Raw genomic sequence first — 19508 nt, 5'->3', positions numbered from 1 at the left:
GTATTATGAGTAGTATAGGTGTTACAGAAATCCTTATTATATTGGCGGTTGTTTTATTACTTTTTGGAGGTAAAAAAATCCCGGAACTGATGAAAGGCTTAGGAAGCGGAATCAAAGAATTCAAAAACGCAGCCAAAGAAGATCCGTCAGCTGATAAAAAAGTAGACGAAACAAAATAAAAAAAGGCTTTTCATACTTGAAAAGCCTTTTTTTATAATTTAAATAACCATCGTCAACTGAATTCTCTTTCTTTCCTCATCTACTTCGGTCACTTTGACTTGAACATGTTGGTGCAATTTAACCACTTCATTTACATCACTAACAAAACCGGCTTTGAGTTGCGAGATGTGAACCAACCCGCTTTCTTTGACTCCAATATCCACAAAACAACCAAAATTAGTAATGTTATTGACAATTCCCGGCAAAACCATTCCTGTTTTTATATCTTTTATCATTTTTACATTCGGATCAAATTCAAATACTTTAGCTGATTGTCTGGGGTCTAATCCTGGTTTCTCTAATTCCTTGATAATGTCTTTCAATCCCAATAAACCTATTTCTGGTGTACTATAGTTTTCTGGTTTTATCAAAGCGATTTTCTCTTTGTTGGCAATCAAATCATGCACCGTCAATTTCAAATCTTTAGCCATTTTTTCTACAATTCCATAGGCTTCCGGATGAACCGCTGAATTATCCAATGGGTTTTTTGCATTCGAAATTCGGATAAAAGCAACGCCTTGTTGGTACGCTTTTTCACCCAAACGCGGCACTTTTTTAAGTTGTTTTCTATCTGTAAAAGGACCGTTATCCGAGCGGTATTGTATTATATTTTCAGCCAGCTTCTCTCCTATTCCGCTCACGTAACTCAATAAATGCTTGCTCGCAGTGTTTATGTTTATCCCAACTGAATTCACGCAACGAACCACTGTATTATCCAATTCTTCTTTCAACTTGTTTTGGTCCACATCATGTTGGTATTGGCCTACGCCAATGGCTTTCGGGTCAATTTTTACTAATTCGGCCAATGGATCACTTAATCGTCTACCTATAGAAACCGAACCTCGAACGGTGGCATCATAATTCGGAAATTCATCTCTAGCAATTTTTGAGGCAGAATACACCGATGCTCCCGCTTCTGAAACGATAAAAACCTGGACCGGTTTGTCGAAAGCTATTTTCTTGATGAAGAATTCGGTTTCCCGCGAAGCCGTTCCGTTTCCTATTGAAATAGCATCAATTTTATACGAATTTACCATCGAACGAATTTTTTTCATCGCCATCGCTTCCTCTTTTTGAGGCGCATGCGGATAAATGGTTTCATTGTATAACAAATCTCCTTTTTCGTCCAAGCAAACAATTTTACATCCGCTTCTAAAACCGGGATCAATCGCCAGAATTCGTTTTTCACCCAACGGCGGCGCCAGTAATAACTGTCCAAGATTGTTCGCAAAAACCTGAATAGAATTGGCATCAGCCTTCACTTTAGCTTCTTGCAAAGTTTCATTTGAAATCGCCGGATTCAGCAATCGTTTGTAACTATCTTCGATAGCTAATTGAACGTGCGGCGTGGTTTTATTTTCACTTTTTAAAACTAACGCATCAATAATAACATACGCTTCATCAATATCAACTTCTACTTTAACCTTAATAAAACCTTCATTTTCGGCACGGAGCATGGCTAATAATCTGTGTGAAGGTGTTTTAGTCAACGGCTCAGACCAATCGAAATATTGATTAAATTTTTGTGCTTTTTCATCTTCTTTCTTTGTTTTTACCACTTTAGTCGTAATAATGGCTTTGCGTTCGTACAATCGTCGGAGTTGCTTTCGAACATAACTATTTTCATTAATCCATTCAGCAATAATATCTCTGGCGCCTTGCAGAGCTGCTGCTTCATTGCTTACTTTGTCGTTCAAATATTTTGTCGAAATAAAATTGACATCATCATTATTTTGCGCCATAATGATTTTGGCTAGTGGTTCCAATCCATTTTCTCTAGCCACATTGGCTTTGGTTTTTTTCTTCTTTTTGAATGGGAGATAAAAATCCTCCAATTCCTGTAAATCGAAACTTTGTTGTGTTTTTTTTTCTAATTCTGGACTGAGCGCATTTTGTTCCTGAATCGATTTTAAAATCGCTTCTTTACGTTTTACAATCACTTCGTATTCTTTTTGAAGCTTTGCAATTTGTTCTATTTGTACCTCATCCAGATTTCCTGTTGTATCTTTTCGATAGCGAGAAATGAAAGGAATAGTACAATCTTCTTGTAATAATTGTACTGTTTTTTGAATGTTTATTGCTGCAGTCGCAACGACTTTTGATATGAATTGTATGTTAGTCATTTTAAATTTAAGATTATAAAATCATGTTGCTAAAATAGTATCTTTGAGTCAAAATTTCTTATTTATGTCTTTTTTATTCTGGTATTTTGCACTCATTAATTTGGTTGCTTTTTCAATAATAGCAGTTGACAAACAGCTAGCAGTAAATCAAAAAAGACGCATTTCAGAACTTAATTTGTTGCTGCCAAGCGTTATTGGCGGTGCACTTGGTTCCGGTTTAGCAATGCTTCTATTTAGACATAAAACCTCAAAAGAAAGCTTCCTTTTGAGGTTTTACGGAATTATAGTAATTCAAATTTTAATCTTTTTTGGACTGTATAATTTTGGAATAATTAAATTCTAGCAAGAAATTTTATCTACTCTATTTTGGTGTCTTCCACCTTCAAATTCAGTACTTAAAAATGCTTCAACCATTTCTACTGCTTGTGGAATTGAAGTGTACCGAGCGGGAATACTAATAATATTAGCATCATTATGTTGACGAGCTAAAACTGCTATTTCTTTCATCCAGCATAAAGCCGCACGAACTTTAGATTGTTTATTGACTGTCATAGAAATTCCGTTGCCACTCCCGCAAATAACAATTCCAAAATCAGCTTTTCCCTCTGCAACATCTGTGGCAACAGGATGACCAAAATCTGGATAATCTACACTTGCTGCTGAATCTGTTCCGTAATTAGTTACTTCATGTCCTTTTGCTTGAAGCATTTCCACAATTGCTTTTTTGTATTCCGGACCTGCATGATCGTTTCCTATGGAGATTTTCATATACTATGTATTAAATAATGTTGTGCAAATTTAAATAAAGTAATCTATTCTGATGAATTAAATAAGTCCTATTTATTTGATAAATTCAATTTAAATATACCTTTAAAATTGAATTTAATATTTTATTTTGTAACTATCAGATCCTTATTTAATTAACAGTTATTAACAATTCCTTTTAATCCATAAATAGTTGTAAATCAATATAAATTTTGTATTATAAATGTTAAAATTTTACATTGTTAATAACGAAATGCAATTGCTTGATATTCAGTTAACTTTAAATTAACGTACTATGTTCATAACTTAAGATAGAATCTTAGAACTATTTTTGGGTAATATCTAAAAAATAAGTAATCCAAAACCTAGTTTTTAAATCCTAATTTAGTTTCGTTAATTTTTAGAATAGTTATTAATATTAAAAAGTGGGTTATCAACAAAATAGTGTTGTGTGAGTTATTTACAAAACCACTAGTTTTTATATTATCAACCATTGTTAATTAAAATATAAAAAGACTTTAAAATTAATACTTTATCTTAAAATAAGTATGTTAATAACTCTTAATAACATCTTTAAACTTGATTTCAACCATTTTTAAAATAAATTTATTGCCACTATTAACATGCTATAATAACAACCAAAAAATAATTTAAATTTAATTTTTCTTTTTATTTAAAATAATAGATGTTGACAACTTTCAAAAAAAGTACTGTTTTAGATTTAAACAATAGTCAGTTTTGTATTCAGGTTATCTAATAATTCCTGAACCTTTTCAAAATCATTAATATGAACTTTAAGTTTAATTCCACCATAAGCAAAACTGCCAAACGGATCGATGGAAACCAACGTTTCATTTTCAAAAAAATAGTTGATTTTTTCCTGTTCTAATAAATGCTTTAGTACCACAATTTCATGTGAATAATTAAAGGTTCTAATTATTTTGAAATCTTCCATTTTTTCAATTTTTATAAAGATACGAAAGTTATTTTTTTAATAAATATAATCCGTAAAATCTGTAATATGATATCTTCTTTGTAATTTTAGACTTTTAAGAACCGATTTATGAGTAAAAGATTAAGAAAGCCGATAAAAAAAGAGAAAGATTTCTCTGAAAAAATAATAAAAATATTATCGCAAAGTGCTAATAAAGCATTCAATTATAAACAGATAGGAGCAAAACTTGAGCTTGATGATACCGAAAGCAGAAATCAAATTATAAAAGATTTGAAGATTCTGGCTTCGCAAAACAAAATCATAGAATCAGAGCCGGGTAAATACTTAGTAAAAGCAGAAAGTAAGGAGTATTACGAGGGTAAAATTGATATGACAAGCCGTAAAACAGCTTATTTTGTTTGTGCTGAAATGGAAGAAGATGTTTTTATCCCGACCAATAACTTGAACCACGCCTTAGATAAAGACATTGTCAAAGTGTATGTATACAACCGCAGAAAAGGAAAAAGACCCGAAGGTGAAGTAATTGAAGTACTTGAAAGAAATAAAACAGATTTTGTGGGTGTAATTGACATTCAAGCTAATTTTGCTTTTGTTTCTACTGCAAATCCAAAAATGTATACCGATATTTTTATTCCAAAGGATAAAATAGGCGAGGCCGAACAAGGTGATGTCGTTTTGGTACACATTGAAGATTGGCCGGCCAGAGCTGATAGTCCTTTTGGTTCCGTAATAAAAGTTTTAGGAAAACCAGGGGAACACGATACAGAAATTCATGCCATTCTTGCAGAATATGGTTTGCCGTCAGAGTTTCCTATTGAAGTAGAAATGTTTGCACAAAAAATTGATACTTCAATAGAAGAAAATGAAATTGCTAAACGTCGCGATATGCGAGATACGTTGACTTTTACGATTGATCCAAAAGATGCGAAGGATTTTGATGATGCACTTTCATTTAAAAAACTAGAAAATGGTAATTACGAAATTGGTATTCACATTGCTGATGTTTCGCATTATTTACAAGAAGGAACAATCCTGGATGATGAAGCGTATCAAAGAGCAACATCTGTTTATTTAGTAGATAGAGTAGTGCCAATGTTACCCGAAGTATTATCAAACTTTGCGTGTTCGTTGCGACCAAATGAAGAAAAATATACGTTTTCGGCTATATTTGAAATTAACGAAACATCCGAGGTTATCAACCAATGGTTTGGTCGAACGGTAATTTACTCTGATCAACGTTTTGCGTATGAAGAAGCGCAGTATATCATAGAGACCAAAGACGATGTGATTCCATCAGAAATTTCGATCACGGCAAGTTCGTATCAAGTTTCGAAAGAAATTGTCGCTGCGACGCTAAAAATGGATGAATTAGCTAAAATTCTTAGAAAAAGAAGAATGGCTGAAGGAGCTATTACTTTTGATAAAGTGGAAGTGAAATTTAATTTAGACGAAGCCGGTGAACCGCAAGGCGTTTATTTTAAAGTTTCGAAAGATGCCAATCATCTGATTGAAGAATTCATGCTTTTAGCCAACAGAAAAGTAGCGGAATACATTGGAAAACAAAAGAAAACGTTTATTTACAGAATTCACGATGAACCCAATGAGGATAAACTTTTTGCGATGCAAGCTGTTATTGCTAAGTTTGGACATAAAATTGATTTTAAACAAGGTTCTATTTCACAAGCTTTAAATAAATTAATGGAAGATGTAAATGGTAAAAAAGAACAAAATTTAATTGATACCCTTGCGATTAGAAGTATGAGTAAAGCCAAATATTCAACGGATAACATAGGACATTATGGTTTAGCTTTTGATTATTATTCGCATTTTACATCACCAATTCGTCGTTATCCGGATGTGATGGTGCATCGTTTGTTGCAACATTATCTGGACGGAGGTAAATCAGTAGATGAAGAAACGTATGAAACAAAATGCGTTCATTCGTCCACAATGGAAGGTTTAGCAACTAATGCTGAACGTGATTCTATTAAGTACATGCAGGTCAAATACATGCAAGATCATCAGGACGAGGAATTTTTGGGTGTAATTTCCGGTGTGACAGAATGGGGAATTTATGTAGAAATTATCGAAAATAAATGTGAAGGAATGTGTAGAATCAGGGATATAAAAGACGATTATTACACCTTTGATGAAAAACAATACGCACTTACTGGTGCAACTTCTGGAAAATTATTACAATTAGGAGATGAAATTTACGTTAAAGTAAAAAATGCTGATTTAGTTAAAAAACAACTGGATTTTAATTTTTTAAGAAGAATTGGAGAACCATTAAAATAAAAAAAATGAAATCAAATATTCACGACACGAGTGCTAACGAACTGGCGAAGCAATACCAAAAAATAAATATTAGAAATAGGAGTAAAAAATTAGTGATTATTGCTTTTATATTTTTAAGTCAAATAACAAATGCTCAGATAACCAGAAATTTAGGAGATTTTGATGAAGTAAAAGTATTTGATAAAATCAGTGTTAAATTAATTGCAGCCTCAGAAAACAAAATTATTATAACCGGTGCTCGTGCAGATGAAGTGGAAACGGTGAATAAGAACGGTGAATTAAAAATCAGAATGCCTTTCCCTAAATTATTATCTGGAGATGATATTAAAGTTAAGTTATATTTTAAAACCTTGCAAAGTATTGCTGTAAGCGAGGGAAGTTATGTATCAAGTGACTCTGATTTTAAACAAACAGTATTAGATTTAAATGCAAAATCTGGAGGCGAAATAAAGTTAGAAATTGATGTTGATAAAGTAGAAGTGAAAGCGAATGCAGGAGGAATAGTTTCAGTATCCGGTAGAGCCAAAAATCAAGATGTTGTAATTACCTCGGGCGGAATTCTTAATGCTAAGGATTTAGAGACTTCTCAAACAACCATAAGTGTTACTGCAGGAGGACAATCAGAAATTCATGCCACAATATTAGTGGATGCAAAAGTAAAAGCTGGAGGCTCAATTTTTATCTATGGAAAACCAAAACAGATTAACCAAAATATTTTTATTGGTGGAACTATCTTAGAGAAAAATTAGTATTTTAGTTTATTTTTCATACCAATAAATTTAGATATTTAATGATAAACGATATTCTAGCTGGTATTCCTTGGGGAATTTTCTTAAGTTTTATGATTGGCCCTGTTTTTTTTATTTTACTGGAAACAAGTATTATAAAAGGATTTAGAGCGGCTTTAATATTTGATTTAGGCGTAATTTTAGGAGATATTGTTTTCATCGGAATTGCTTATTTAGGCAGTTACCGGTTAATTCAAAGTTTAAAAGACCAACCAGCACTTTTTATTTTTGGAGGTGTGTTGATGCTCGCTTATGGTGTAATTTCTTTCCTGCAATTAAAAAAAGAAGAGAAAATAAATACAGACATTATCGATAAGGAAATAGTTAAAAAAAATTATTTAAGCCTTTTTATAAAAGGTTTTTTGTTAAATATTATCAATATAGGTGTACTTGGTTTTTGGTTGGCTATTATTATTTCAGTAGGACCAAAACTAGAAATGCAAACATTTAGAATGGTCACTTTTTTTATTGCAGTTATTGGAACCTATTTATTTATAGATTGTATCAAAATTGGATTAGCTAAACAATTAAAAACAAAACTTACCCCTAATAACATCCTTAAAATTAAAAAAGGAATCAGTATTGTAATGATGGTTTTTGGGATGGTTTTGATCACCCAAGGTTGGTTTCCGGAAGAAAAAGAATTGGTAAAAAAAGCATTTGATAAAATAGATAATTAAAGTCTATTACGTTTTTTTAAACCATTAAGAAATTAAGAAAAATTAAGTCTTAAGTCTTAATAAAATGTAGTTTCTTAATGGTAAAAATTTGAGTCAAAAAAAACTAAAGTGTTTTAAAGGTTTTATATTTTATCCGGATTCGAACCCTAATTTTCCTAAAAATTAGACATAAAAAAACCTCCAAATTACTTTGAAGGTTTTAGAGGCATCTCTCGAAGCTTCAGGACGGATTCGAACCTATATTTATTTAATTTTTCCTAAAAATTAGACATAAATAAACCTCCAAATTGCTTTGAAGGTTTTAGAGGCATCGTCCGGATTCGAACCGGAGTAGGAGCTTTTGCAGAGCCCAGCCTAGCCACTCGGCCACGACGCCCTGTTGAATGGACGGCAAAAGTACTCAAAAAGTTTAAAGTTTAAAAGTTTAAAGTTTAAAAGTTTTAAAAAATATTTTTAATTTAGCTTCTATATTCTTCCAATTCAATAGTAACTGCTTCAACATCACCACCAATAGGGGGGTTTAGTTTAGAAACCGCCACAATAATTCTGGAAATTTCCGGAATTTCTTCAAAGATTCGCGTTAAGATTCGGTGTGCCACATGTTCTAATAGGTCTGAACGAATCGCCATTTCTTCTACAACGATATGATTTAAGAGCACATAATCCACCGTGTCTTTCAAATCATCCGTGACACTGGATTTTCTCAAATCAGTCTTAACTTCTAAATTTACAATATAGTCTGACCCAATTTTTCCTTCCTCGATCAAGCAACCGTGGTAGGAGTAGGTGCGGATATTTTTAAGTTTTATAATTCCCATTATTTTATTTTTGTGTGTAAAGCGTATAATGTAAAGAGGAATTGCTAATTTTTCAAAGGTTTCTATGGAAACTTTAAACCTTTAACCTCAAACTTTTTTTATCTTTGCTAAAATAAAACAAAAAAATGTCAACTGAAGAAAAATCGCTCCATTTTATAGAACAAATCATTGAAGACAGTTTATCTAACGGTTTTCCTAAAGATAAATTACGTTTTCGTTTTCCGCCGGAGCCTAATGGCTATTTACATATTGGTCATGCTAAATCAATTTGCTTGAATTTTGGTTTAGGATTAAAGTACAATGCACCGGTTAACTTGCGTTTTGATGATACCAATCCTGCTAAAGAAGAACAGGAATATGTAGACGCCATCAAAGAAGATTTAAAATGGTTGGGATTTAACTGGACCGAGGAATTGTATTCTTCTGATTATTTTCAGCAATTGTATGACTGGGCAATTTTGATGATTAAAAAGGGAAAAGCATATATAGACAGCCAATCCTCGGAAAAGATGGCATTGCAAAAAGGAACGCCAACACAAGCAGGTGTAGATGGGCCTTTCAGAAACCGTACTATAGAAGAAAATCTCATTTTATTTGAAGGAATGAAAAATGGAGATTTTCCGGAAGGAAGTCATGTTTTACGTGCGAAAATTGATATGGCATCTACTAATATGTTGATGCGTGATCCATTGATGTATCGTATTTTACACCGTCACCATCACAGGACAGGCAATCAATGGAATATTTATCCAATGTATGACTATGCGCATGGAGAAAGTGATTATATAGAACAAATTTCGCATTCGATTTGTACGTTAGAATTTGTAATGCACCGAGAACTATACAACTGGTTTTTAGCCCAAATTTATGATGATTCAAAAGTACGACCACAACAATATGAATTTGCCCGTTTGAACTTGAACTACACGGTAATGAGCAAACGAAAACTGTTGCAATTAGTACAGGAAAATATTGTAAACGGTTGGGATGATCCTAGAATGCCAACAATTTCAGGATTGCGAAGAAGAGGATATACCGCAGCTTCTATTCGTAAGTTTTGTGATAGTATTGGTGTTGCCAAAAGAGAAAATATAATTGATTTTTCACTTTTGGAATTTTGCCTGCGTGAAGATTTGAATAAAACGGCTCCAAGAGTTATGGCGGTTTTAGATCCTATAAAATTAGTCATCACAAATTATCCGGATGACAAAGAAGAATGGCTTGAAGCCGAAAACAATCAGGAAGATGAAAGAGCAGGATTTAGGAAAGTTCCTTTTTCAAGAGAATTATTTATTGAAAAAGAAGACTTTCTAGAAGAGGCTCCTGCCAAATTTTTCCGATTGAGTTTAGGCAGAGAAGTACGTCTTAAAAACGCCTATATTATTAAAGGAGAGCGTGTTGTAAAAGATGCTGCGGGTAATATTACTGAAATTCATGTAACGTATGATGAAGACAGCAGGAGCGGGAGCGGGAGCGAAGCCAGTCAACGAAAAGTGGCCGGAACCCTGCATTGGGTTTCTATACAACACGCTCTAGAGACGGAAGTTCGGCTCTACGATCGCTTGTTTATCGATGAAGCGCCAGACAGTCACAAAGAGAAAAATTTCTTGGAATTTATGAATCCTGGTTCGTTACAAATTGTAAAAGGATTTGTAGAACCAAGTTTGGCAACGGTACAATCCGGAGATAAATTTCAGTTTCAACGATTGGGTTACTTCAATGTGGATAAAGATTCAACTGAAGGCAAAATTGTCTTCAATAAAACCGTTGGATTAAAAGATGCTTGGGAAGAAAAGGGCAAAAAAGAAGAAAATTTATTGATGAACACGCAAAAAGAAATCAATAAATATGTAAAAGAAAAGGATGAAAACAATGCCAATTTGATTTTAAACAACATTGTGACTAATATAAAAAGTATAGATAATTACAGTTTAATTATTCAGACTATTGTCAAAAATATTAAGAATGATAATAACTCGTTATTGTTTTCTAATTTGATTTTACTGCATTCTGATAAGGTTAATATAAAAGATATTGACGAAGAGTCTTTAACAAAATTATATTCGATGTCATTGAAAAGCCAATTGGCAGCGGTTCGAATTTTAGTTATCGAAAACTTACAAAAGGACGGCGGTAATTTTAGTCTTTTTCAATCACAACTTTCAGAAATGAAAAATAATGAAAAAAACGATAAAGTGCTACAGGTATTAAATGATCTTACATTTTAAGAACATATTGCTAAAATAGATTTTACCAATCAAAAATCCTCTTTTTAGAGGATTTTTGATTGGTATAGTAATTTTTTATAGAAATACTTTTTTTAATATTTTTATCTAATCGAAAACAACATCCATATATTGATTTTAAACGTCTTTTATAGCATAAACAACATCTTTTATAGAATTTAAAAAAACACACAAGAGCTTGCTTTTATTTGCTTTTGGTCTTGTATAATTACACTTTAACGAGTTGTTAACGGGTTGTTGTTTATAAATATGTATCTTTATAAAACGAACGTATAAAAGTAAGAATCATGTCGAATAATACAGGAAATACAGTATTGGCTCTTTTAACAGGTGTAGCTATAGGTGCAGGAGTAGGAATTTTATTCGCTCCGGATAAAGGCTCTAGAACTAGAGAAAAATTTAAAGATGGTTTTGAGGATGCTAAAAATGAATTAAAAAACAGATTTGATAGTGTATCTTTAGAATTGAAAGATAAGTTTTCGCTTGCTAAATACGATCTGGAAGGAACTTATGAGGAGCTAGTGTCTAATATGAGTCACAAGACGGATGATGTCATTTCTTTCTTAGAAGAAAAATTGGCGGAATTAAAATCTCAAAACGCCAAACTTCAAAAGTAATTTTGATTTAATTTAGTATTAAAATCTAAAAATAAGTACATGGCTTTTGAAGAACTAAAAGAAAACACAGAAAACATTCAAGAACAGGCTAAAGAATATTTGGAAGCTACCGCTGCTTATTATAAATTAAGAGGCTTTAAGCTTGCAATGAAATCAACGACAATGATCATAAAAATGTCTTTGATTTTACTTTGCTTTAGTATGGTTTTATTGTTTTGTTCTGTTGCGGCAGCATTTGCTATTGGAATAGCTTTAGATAGTTATGCTTATGGGTTTTTAATAGTTGGTGGAATTTATCTTGTACTGACAATGCTTTTATTTACTATTAAAGATAGAATTATTGAAGGACCTATTTTAGAGAAATTTTCAGAAATCTTTTTTAACGACTAATTTATGGAAACCAAAAAATATTCATCCTATGCTCAAATTGAAAGAGAACTGGAAATTTTAAGGATTGAAAAAGAAATCAGTTATCAAAAATTAGCGTATGGTTTTCAAAAAACAAAAGAGAGTTTAACCCCCTCAAATATTGTGAGTGGTGTCATAGGATCATCCTTAAATGCATTTTCAGGTTCGTACGGATCGCTATTGACCATTGCATTACCATTTGTGATCAAGTGGATAAAAAAAATAAAAAGAGGCTGATGAGCCTCTTTTTTTATGATTTGAATTTAAATTATTCTTCCGTTTCCGGAGCTTCTGGTTTTTCAGGTAATTGATAATCCGTTTTATTTTCTTTTTTAGGATTTGGTTTTCTATTACCTTTTTTCATCATTTCACCCACTTGATTGGAAGCGCTGAAAGAGGCAATCATGTTATTCAGCATGTCACTTCCTGCTTGAGGTGAATTGGGTAATAAAATTAAATTAGAATTAGAATCTGCTCCAATAGCTTGTAGCGTATCATAATGTTGTGTAACCACTATCAATGCTGAAGCTTCTTGGGAGTTGATACCAACTCTGTTCAAAACATCTACACTCTCTACTAAACCTTTAGCAATTTCTCTTCTTTGGTTCGCAATACCTTGTCCTTGTAATCGTTTACTTTCTGCTTCGGCTTCGGCTTTAGCTACAATTCTAATTCTGGAGGCTTCGGCTTCAAATCCCGCAACAGTTTTTTCTCTATCAGCTGCATTAATTCTGTTCATCGCATTTTTCACTTGAATATCCGGATCGATATCTGTTACCAATGTATTGATAATCGTATAACCATACGTAGTCATGGCTTCATTTAATTCTCTTTTTACAGCAATGGCGATATCGTCTTTTCTTTCAAAAACATCATCCAGTTTTAGCTTTGGAACTTCGGCACGAACCACATCAAACACATAAGATGTTATTTGATCGTGTGGATATTCCAGTTTATAAAAAGCATCATAAACGGTTTCTTTGATAACCATAAATTGAACCGAAACTTTTAGTTTCACAAAAACATTGTCTTTGGTTTTTGTTTCAATTATAACGTCTAATTGCTGTATTTTAAGATTAACGCGACCGGCAATTCGGTCTATTAAAGGAATTTTTAGATGTAAACCTGATTGTCTAATGTTTAAAAACCTTCCAAATCGTTCTACTACTGCAGCTGTTTGCTGTATGACAGTAAAAAAAGAGGAAAGTAAAATAAAAAATCCAACTACTAAGAGTACTATTAATGGAATGTTCATAATGTTTTTTTTAGTTAAATAAATATCCGACAATTTACAAAAAATCTTTAGGTTTGTTCTTGTAAATTTTAAATAATATGAGAAAGATTTTGTTTGCTTTAGCTTGTGTTTTTATTTCAATAAGCACTTTAACCCAATACAAATACCGGGATTCCAATAGAGTAGGTATTATTTTTGGAGAGAATCAATTTACCTTTAACACAAATAATTTTAAACTAAATAAGGACTGGGTTGGAATGCAGAATTTTCTATTCGAGGAAATTTTTATAATAATTGGGATATGGTGTATGTAATTCAGTTTAGCGAAAATAATTTTTCTGTAGCAACAAACAGTTTGTCTTCAGTTAATGAAGATGTAAATTATAAATTAGCATCAGCTCAAGTGTCTTTACAAATGTGTTACAGGCTTATTGAAAATCATTTGAGTATTGAGTTTGGACCCGTGTTACACGGTAAATAGAAAATTAAATACAAATAACACGGAGAAAAACAATGTTATTTGCGGAATAACTTTATTAGCTAAAGATATTAGGGAAATTTCAAATTTTAATTGTTATCCAACTGTTAGAATCACTTTTGGCGTTCGTCATTTTAGTGCTAATGTTTCCTATCAATATGGAGTCAATAATATGCTTTAAAAATGGAACAACAAGAATTTAGGAGTCAACTTCAAAGGAAATCCTGGAATACTAAACGGAAATATGATAATTTATTTGTAAAATTTTACTTGTGAATTGTATAAAATATAAAGCTTCTAGCCTACAAGAGACTAGAAGCTTTATTAGTTTTAAAGAGTAGCAATTGCTTTTTGAATTCTGTTAATCGTTTCGTCTTTTCCTATTACTTCAACGATATCAAATAGGTGAGGACCTTTCAGTGCGCCAACCAAGCTCAATCGAAACGGTTGCATTACTTTTCCCATTCCAATTTCATTTTTTGTCATCCAATCTTTGACAATTGTTTCTGTGTTCATCGAAGTGAAATCGGTGATTTCTTCTATAACAGAAATTAATTCTTGCATCAATGCCGGAGTTTCTGCTTTCCAATTTTTGCTTGCTTTTTCATCATAGGCTGTTGGAGCCACAAAAAAGAAATCGCTCATTTCCCAAAATTCTGAAACGAAATCCGCACGTTCTTTGATTAAAGAAACTATTTTGGTCAACTTTGTCATTTCGAGCGCAGTCGAGAAACCTTTTTCAGCTAAAATAGGAGTATAGGCTTTCGCCAAAGTTGCATCTTCCTGCTTGATTAAATACTGGTGATTGAACCATTTGTTTTTTTCTGGATCAAATTTAGCTCCAGCTTTATGAACTCTGTTCAAGTCAAATGCTTCCACTAATTCTTCCAGCGAGAATAATTCTTTTTCGGTTCCATCGTTCCAACCTAATAATGCTAAAAAGTTGATTACGGCTTCCGGGAAAAATCCTTTTTCTCTGTAACCCGATGAAATGCCTTCTGTAGTTTTCCAATCTAATGGAAATACAGGAAATCCCATTTTGTCACCGTCACGTTTGGATAATTTTCCGTTCCCAACAGGTTTCATAATCAATGGTAAATGTGCAAATTCCGGTGCTTCCCAACCAAATGCTCTGTACAACAAAACGTGCAAAGGCATTGATGGTAACCATTCTTCACCGCGAATTACATGTGATGTTTCCATTAAATGATCATCCACAATATTAGCCAAATGGTACGTTGGCATTCCGTCGCTTTTGAACAATACTTTATCGTCTAAAAGATTCGTTTCAAATTTCACATCGCCACGAATTATGTCATGCAGATGCAAGGTTTCATTCACTGGAGTTTTAAAACGGATGACATAATGTTCTCCATCAGCAATTCTTTTAGCAGTTTCATCTGCAGAAATCACTAAGGAGGTATCTAGTTTCTCTCTGTTAGTATGATTGTAAATAAAAGTTTTCCCTTGATCTTCTTCTAATTTTCTTGCTGAATCCAATGCTTCGGCTGTATCAAAAGCATAATACGCATTTTCAGAATTGATTAATTCAGCAGCATATTGTTGGTACAATTCTTTTCTTTCGCTTTGACGGTATGGACCAAATTTTTCGTTTTTACCAATAGTCTCATCGGGTGCAATTCCTAACCATTCTAGCGCTTCCATGATATATTCTTCGGCTCCGGGAACAAAACGATTTTGGTCCGTATCTTCAATTCTCAGGAAGAAGACACCATTGTTTTTTTTGGCAAACAAATAATTGAATAATGCGGTACGAACTCCGCCAATATGTAAAGGTCCCGTTGGACTTGGTGCAAAACGCACCCGAACTTGTCTAGACATTGCTGTATTTTTTTTGCAAAGATACAAATTCAAGTAGGCAAACACATCAGTTTTTAAAAGAACCGCAAATCCGCAAATTTATTTTTAGAAAAACTAAATTTTGTATTTTAGGATGTTAATTAGTGCAATTCTACATCAAGTGGTTTATTTAATATAGATTTTTTTATAAAAATTAGCGAATTAGCGGTAAAAACGTTGATTCTGTTTGCCAAGAGACTTCAATCTTTGATTCAGATATTTTGGAATTTGGATAATTGCCAGCATATAAATTATTACTTTTATTGGTTACAACAAACAAAGCATAAATTTTGGAAACTCAGGAATTTATTTATCTAAAATTAAAAGCTTTCATCAGGAAGTTTTATACCAACGAATTGATACGGGGAACTATTTTCTTTGTCGGTTTAGGATTGTTGTATTTCTTTTTTACGCTTTTTGTAGAATATTTTCTTTGGCTCAAGCCAATAGGAAGAACCATTTTATTTTCGACTTTCATTGGAGTAGAAGTCTATTTGTTGTTCCGTTTTATTTTGTTTCCCATTTTTAAATTATTCAAACTTCAAAAAGGAATCGATTACAATCAGGCTTCGGAAATTATTGGAAATCATTTTACGGAAGTGAGTGATAAGTTGACAAATTTCTTACAATTGGCAGATTCGGATATTCATCAAAGTAAATCGGAGTTATTAGCTGCTTCGATTGAACAAAAAGCCAATGCATTGCAACCAATTCCTTTTGGTAACGCCATAAATTATAATGTTAACAGAAAGTATTTTCCTTTGGCTTTAATTCCAATTTTGTTATATGCTTTCTTTTATTTTTCTGGAAACAGCAGCATGATTTCTCAAAGTTTGAATAGAGTAGTACATTTCAATTCGGCTTTTTTGCCACCGGCTCCTTTTAAATTCGTTGTTTTAAATTCGAATTTACAAACCGAGCAAGGAAAGGATTTTATCCTTCGCATTAAAACCGAAGGAAAGATAGCTCCGGAGAATGCAATGATTTTCATTGGCGATGAAAGTTATTTCATGGAATCATTGAAAGCTGGAGAATTTCAATTTAAGATGGCAAAGCCTTCAGGAAATATTTTGTTTCACGTGGAGGGAAATGCTATTTCTTCTCCGGATTATGAATTGAAAGTGATAACCGTTCCTTTGATTGCTAATTTCGAAATGCAATTGAACTTTCCTTCATATTTGAATAAAAAAGCAGAAACTATAAATGGAACTGGAAATGCTGTTATTCCTGAAGGAACGCGTGTAACTTGGAAAATAGAAACTCAAGCGACCCAAAATATTGCGTGGATGAGCGGAATTTCCAAATCTTCTTTTTCGAAAACAGAAAACTCCTTTATTTTATCTAAAAATATACTTCAAAATACAGATTATCAAATATTTACTTCAAATGATAAGGTAAAAAACCACGAAAAACTCAATTATCAGCTTACAGTTATCAAAGATCAGTTCCCAACGATCAATGTGAACAATACACCGGACAGTTTGAAGATTGCTAAGAACTATGTTTTAGGCCAAATCACGGATGATTATGGTTTGTCTAAACTTCAGATTGTTTATTACGAAATAGAGAAACCGCAAACTGCCAAACGTGGAACAATTGCTATTAAGAAAAGTTCTTTTGACCAATTCGTATTTTCGTTTCCAAGTAATCTTCCGGTGGAGCAAGGGGTTTCTTATGAGTATTATTTTGAAGTTTTTGATAATGATGCGATTCACAATTTTAAAAGTACGAAGTCTATGGTCTTCACTAATCGTGTTTCGACAGATGAAGAAAAGGAAGATCAAATTTTGCAGCAGCAAAACGACAACATTAACAGTTTAGAGAAGTCTTTAAAAAACCAGGACAAGCAAATGGCCGATATAGAAAAGTTGCAAAAAACCGGAAAAGAGAAAGAAAATTTGGATTTCAAAGATCAGCAAAAAGTAAATGATTTTATCAAGCGTCAAATGAAACAGGATGAGATGATGAAAGAATTTACAAAAAAAATGAATGACAACTTGGAGCAATTCAAAACGGATAAAAAAGATGAATTAAAAGAAGTGCTTCAAAACCGAATGGACAAATCGGAAAAAGAATTGGAAAAAAACCAAAAGCTTTTAGACGAGTTGAAAGAACTGAACGATAAAATCCAGAATGAAGAGTTGTTGACCAAGTTGGATAATTTTAAACAAAACAGTAAAAACCAAACTAAGAATTTAGAACAGTTGGTAGAGTTGACTAAGAGATTTTATGTTGAAAAGAAAGCGGAACAGTTAGGTGAAAAACTGGACAAGCTTTCTAAAAAACTAGACAAATTATCTGATGATGAAAATGAAAATAAACTGGATAAACAGGAAGATATTAATGCGGAGTTTGATAAAATTCAATTAGATTTAAATGATTTGGAAAAAGAAAATAAGGAATTAAAATCACCATTGGATTTACCAAATGACGAAGCTAAAGAAAAAAGCATTGTTGATGATTTAAAGAAAGCTTCTGAGGAATTGAAGAAAGATAAAAAGGATAAAGCCAAACCAAACCAAAAAAGTGCTTCTAAAAAGATGAAAGAGATGGCGCAAAAAATGGCGCAAACTTTGGATAAAGGAGATATGGAACAGTTGCAGGAAGATGTTGTCATGTTGCGACAAATCGCAGACAATTTATTAGCTTTTTCTTTGTCACAGGAAGATTTGATGAATCAGTTCAAAAGGCATAAATCAGGGTCTCCAGCGTTCAATAAAAACATAAAAATTCAACAGGATTTAAAGCAACAGTTCAAGCATGTTGACGATAGTTTATTTGCGATGTCCTTGCGTAATCCTAAAATTGCGGAGGATATTACCAAAGAAATTGGTAATGTAGTTTACAACGTCGACAAATCGTTATCCAGTTTAACCGACGCTCAAGTTCCAAAAGGTTTGTCTCACCAACAATATTCGATTTCATCGGCTAACAAACTAGCAGATTTTCTCAGTGACATGCTTTACAATATGCAAATGCAAATGTCAGGAATGGGTTCTGGGAAACCGAAGCTAGGTCAAGGACAAGGAATGCAATTGCCGGATATTATTAAAAAACAAGAAGGTCTTGGCGAGAAAATGAAAGACGGAATTAAGAAAGTAGATAAGTATGGGGACGGTCCAAAAGGACAAAATGGTAAACAAGGAAATCAAGGAAAACCGGGACAAAAGGGTGAGGGCGGAGAAGGTGATGCACAAGCTATAATGGAAATTTACAAAGAACAAAAGCAATTAAGGGAAGCATTGCAAAACGAATTAAATAAACAAGGATTGGTTGGTAATGGACAAAGCGCTTTGGAACAAATGAAGCAAATTGAAAAGCAATTATTAAACAAAGGTTTTAAGAACGAAACGCTTCAAAAGATATTGAATGTGAAACAGGAATTGTTGAAATTAAATTCCGCTATTCAGCAACAAGGTGAAGAAAAGAAACGCCAATCCGAAACCAATAAAAAGGAGTTTAAAAACCCATCTAATGTGCTTCCGGCAGCTTTATTAGATTATTTGAATAGCATAGAAATATTAAATAGACAATCCTTACCTTTACGCTCGAATTTTAATCAAAAAGTTCAAGAATATTTTAATAAAAAATGATCAATTTTAATTACGAAACCGACTTTAATTTAGACAACGAAGAAGCTGTTGTAGCTTGGTTGGAAAATGTTATTACTTCAGAAAACAAGAAAGAAGGAGAGATTAATTACATCTTTTGTGATGATGAGTATCTACATAAAATCAATGTAGAATATTTGAATCATGATACGCTAACAGATATAATTAGTTTTGATTATTCTATGGGTAATGAGTTGCACGGTGATATTTTTGTTTCTGTCGAAAGAGTGAAAGACAATGCCGCTGATTTCAATGTCTCTTTTGAGCAAGAATTAAAACGCGTTTTAGTTCACGGAATTTTACATTACTGTGGCTACAAAGACAAAGGAGAGTCGGAGGAGCTTTTAATGCGTAGTAAAGAAGATGAAAAAATCGCTATGTTTTAGGTGAAACAATAGTGTTTTCTTT

Annotated in this window: 18 protein-coding genes and 1 tRNA gene; 12 read left to right on the top strand and 7 right to left on the bottom strand. The window is 32.7% G+C overall.

Annotation, left to right across the window (positions count from 1 at the left end; genetic code table 11):
- Positions 1-5 precede the first annotated feature (5 nt).
- The gene (gene tatA / locus EKM05_RS00465) at positions 6-179 is read left to right on the top strand and encodes a twin-arginine translocase TatA/TatE family subunit (RefSeq protein ID WP_126454940.1); all 174 of its coding nucleotides are present in this window, start codon (positions 6-8) and stop codon (positions 177-179) included.
- A gap of 39 nt (positions 180-218) precedes the next feature.
- Here the strand turns inward: tatA and EKM05_RS00460 are convergent, their stop codons facing one another.
- Positions 219-2342 (bottom strand): Tex family protein, encoded by a 2124-nt coding sequence (locus EKM05_RS00460; protein ID WP_126552840.1) that lies wholly within the window; start codon positions 2340-2342, stop codon positions 219-221.
- A 64-nt stretch (positions 2343-2406) separates the two neighbouring features.
- Here EKM05_RS00460 and EKM05_RS00455 point away from each other — a divergent pair, with 64 nt between their 5' ends.
- Complete coding sequence (locus tag EKM05_RS00455; protein WP_126552838.1) at positions 2407-2685, top strand: DUF1294 domain-containing protein; 279 nt, start codon at positions 2407-2409, stop codon at positions 2683-2685.
- On the opposite strand, the gene rpiB is transcribed toward EKM05_RS00455, so the two are convergent.
- Entirely contained in the window at positions 2682-3110 is a 429-nt protein-coding gene (gene rpiB, locus EKM05_RS00450) for a ribose 5-phosphate isomerase B (protein WP_126454933.1), read from the bottom strand. The genes EKM05_RS00455 and rpiB overlap by 4 nt on opposite strands.
- A 718-nt stretch (positions 3111-3828) precedes the next feature.
- Positions 3829-4062 (bottom strand): DUF2007 domain-containing protein, encoded by a 234-nt coding sequence (locus EKM05_RS00445; RefSeq protein WP_126454931.1) that lies wholly within the window; start codon positions 4060-4062, stop codon positions 3829-3831.
- A gap of 108 nt (positions 4063-4170) precedes the next feature.
- Between EKM05_RS00445 and rnr the strand changes: the two genes are divergently transcribed.
- Genes rnr through EKM05_RS00430 form a run of 3 tightly spaced genes read left to right on the top strand, consistent with a single transcriptional unit; the run spans position 4171 to position 7828 of the window.
- Positions 4171-6360, top strand: a complete 2190-nt coding sequence (rnr, locus tag EKM05_RS00440) for a ribonuclease R (protein ID WP_126552836.1) — start codon at positions 4171-4173, stop codon at positions 6358-6360.
- 5 nt (positions 6361-6365) lie between these two features.
- A complete protein-coding gene (locus tag EKM05_RS00435) occupies positions 6366-7109 on the top strand; it encodes a head GIN domain-containing protein (protein WP_126552834.1) in 744 nt (247 codons plus the stop codon).
- A gap of 41 nt (positions 7110-7150) precedes the next feature.
- The gene (locus EKM05_RS00430; RefSeq protein ID WP_126452318.1) at positions 7151-7828 is read left to right on the top strand and encodes a LysE family translocator; all 678 of its coding nucleotides are present in this window, start codon (positions 7151-7153) and stop codon (positions 7826-7828) included.
- Positions 7829-8133: 305 nt separating this feature from the next.
- On the opposite strand, the gene EKM05_RS00425 is transcribed toward EKM05_RS00430, so the two are convergent.
- Positions 8134-8204 (bottom strand) — tRNA-Cys (locus EKM05_RS00425).
- 82 nt (positions 8205-8286) lie between these two features.
- Positions 8287-8646: a dihydroneopterin aldolase gene (gene folB, locus EKM05_RS00420; RefSeq protein ID WP_126452316.1), complete on the bottom strand. Its 360-nt coding sequence runs from the start codon at positions 8644-8646 to the stop codon at positions 8287-8289.
- 125 nt (positions 8647-8771) lie between these two features.
- Between folB and EKM05_RS00415 the strand changes: the two genes are divergently transcribed.
- The 4 genes from EKM05_RS00415 to EKM05_RS00400 all read left to right on the top strand — a co-directional run bounded on the left by EKM05_RS00415 (position 8772) and on the right by EKM05_RS00400 (position 12154).
- On the top strand, positions 8772-10874 hold the full coding sequence (locus EKM05_RS00415; protein ID WP_126552832.1) for a glutamine--tRNA ligase/YqeY domain fusion protein: 2103 nt from the start codon (positions 8772-8774) through the stop codon (positions 10872-10874).
- A 305-nt stretch (positions 10875-11179) separates the two neighbouring features.
- Positions 11180-11509 (top strand): YtxH domain-containing protein, encoded by a 330-nt coding sequence (locus tag EKM05_RS00410; RefSeq protein WP_126457756.1) that lies wholly within the window; start codon positions 11180-11182, stop codon positions 11507-11509.
- Between the two features lie 39 nt (positions 11510-11548).
- The gene (locus EKM05_RS00405) at positions 11549-11899 is read left to right on the top strand and encodes a competence protein (RefSeq protein ID WP_126452310.1); all 351 of its coding nucleotides are present in this window, start codon (positions 11549-11551) and stop codon (positions 11897-11899) included.
- A gap of 3 nt (positions 11900-11902) precedes the next feature.
- On the top strand, positions 11903-12154 hold the full coding sequence (locus tag EKM05_RS00400; protein WP_126457755.1) for a DUF6327 family protein: 252 nt from the start codon (positions 11903-11905) through the stop codon (positions 12152-12154).
- Between the two features lie 31 nt (positions 12155-12185).
- Here EKM05_RS00400 and EKM05_RS00395 read toward each other — a convergent pair whose 3' ends face one another.
- Positions 12186-13172 carry an SPFH domain-containing protein gene (locus EKM05_RS00395; RefSeq protein WP_126552830.1) on the bottom strand — a complete coding sequence of 329 codons (987 nt, stop codon included), beginning with the start codon at positions 13170-13172 and terminating at the stop codon, positions 12186-12188.
- Between the two features lie 280 nt (positions 13173-13452).
- Here EKM05_RS00395 and EKM05_RS14520 point away from each other — a divergent pair, with 280 nt between their 5' ends.
- A complete protein-coding gene (locus EKM05_RS14520) occupies positions 13453-13632 on the top strand; it encodes a hypothetical protein (protein ID WP_231507448.1) in 180 nt (59 codons plus the stop codon).
- Positions 13633-13959: 327 nt separating this feature from the next.
- On the opposite strand, the gene gltX is transcribed toward EKM05_RS14520, so the two are convergent.
- Positions 13960-15471: a glutamate--tRNA ligase gene (gene gltX, locus EKM05_RS00385; protein WP_126552828.1), complete on the bottom strand. Its 1512-nt coding sequence runs from the start codon at positions 15469-15471 to the stop codon at positions 13960-13962.
- Between the two features lie 308 nt (positions 15472-15779).
- Between gltX and EKM05_RS00380 the strand changes: the two genes are divergently transcribed.
- Positions 15780-19082, top strand: a complete 3303-nt coding sequence (locus EKM05_RS00380; RefSeq protein ID WP_126552826.1) for a hypothetical protein — start codon at positions 15780-15782, stop codon at positions 19080-19082.
- Positions 19079-19486, top strand: a complete 408-nt coding sequence (ybeY, locus tag EKM05_RS00375) for an rRNA maturation RNase YbeY (protein ID WP_126457751.1) — start codon at positions 19079-19081, stop codon at positions 19484-19486. The genes EKM05_RS00380 and ybeY overlap by 4 nt, the downstream gene beginning before the upstream one ends.
- Positions 19487-19508: the final 22 nt, after the last annotated feature.

Origin of the sequence: Flavobacterium sp. GSP27, from assembly GCF_003970395.1 — a bacterium.
Classification (GTDB): Bacteria; Bacteroidota; Bacteroidia; order Flavobacteriales; family Flavobacteriaceae; genus Flavobacterium.
This window is presented reverse-complemented; position numbering and strand designations above follow the sequence as displayed.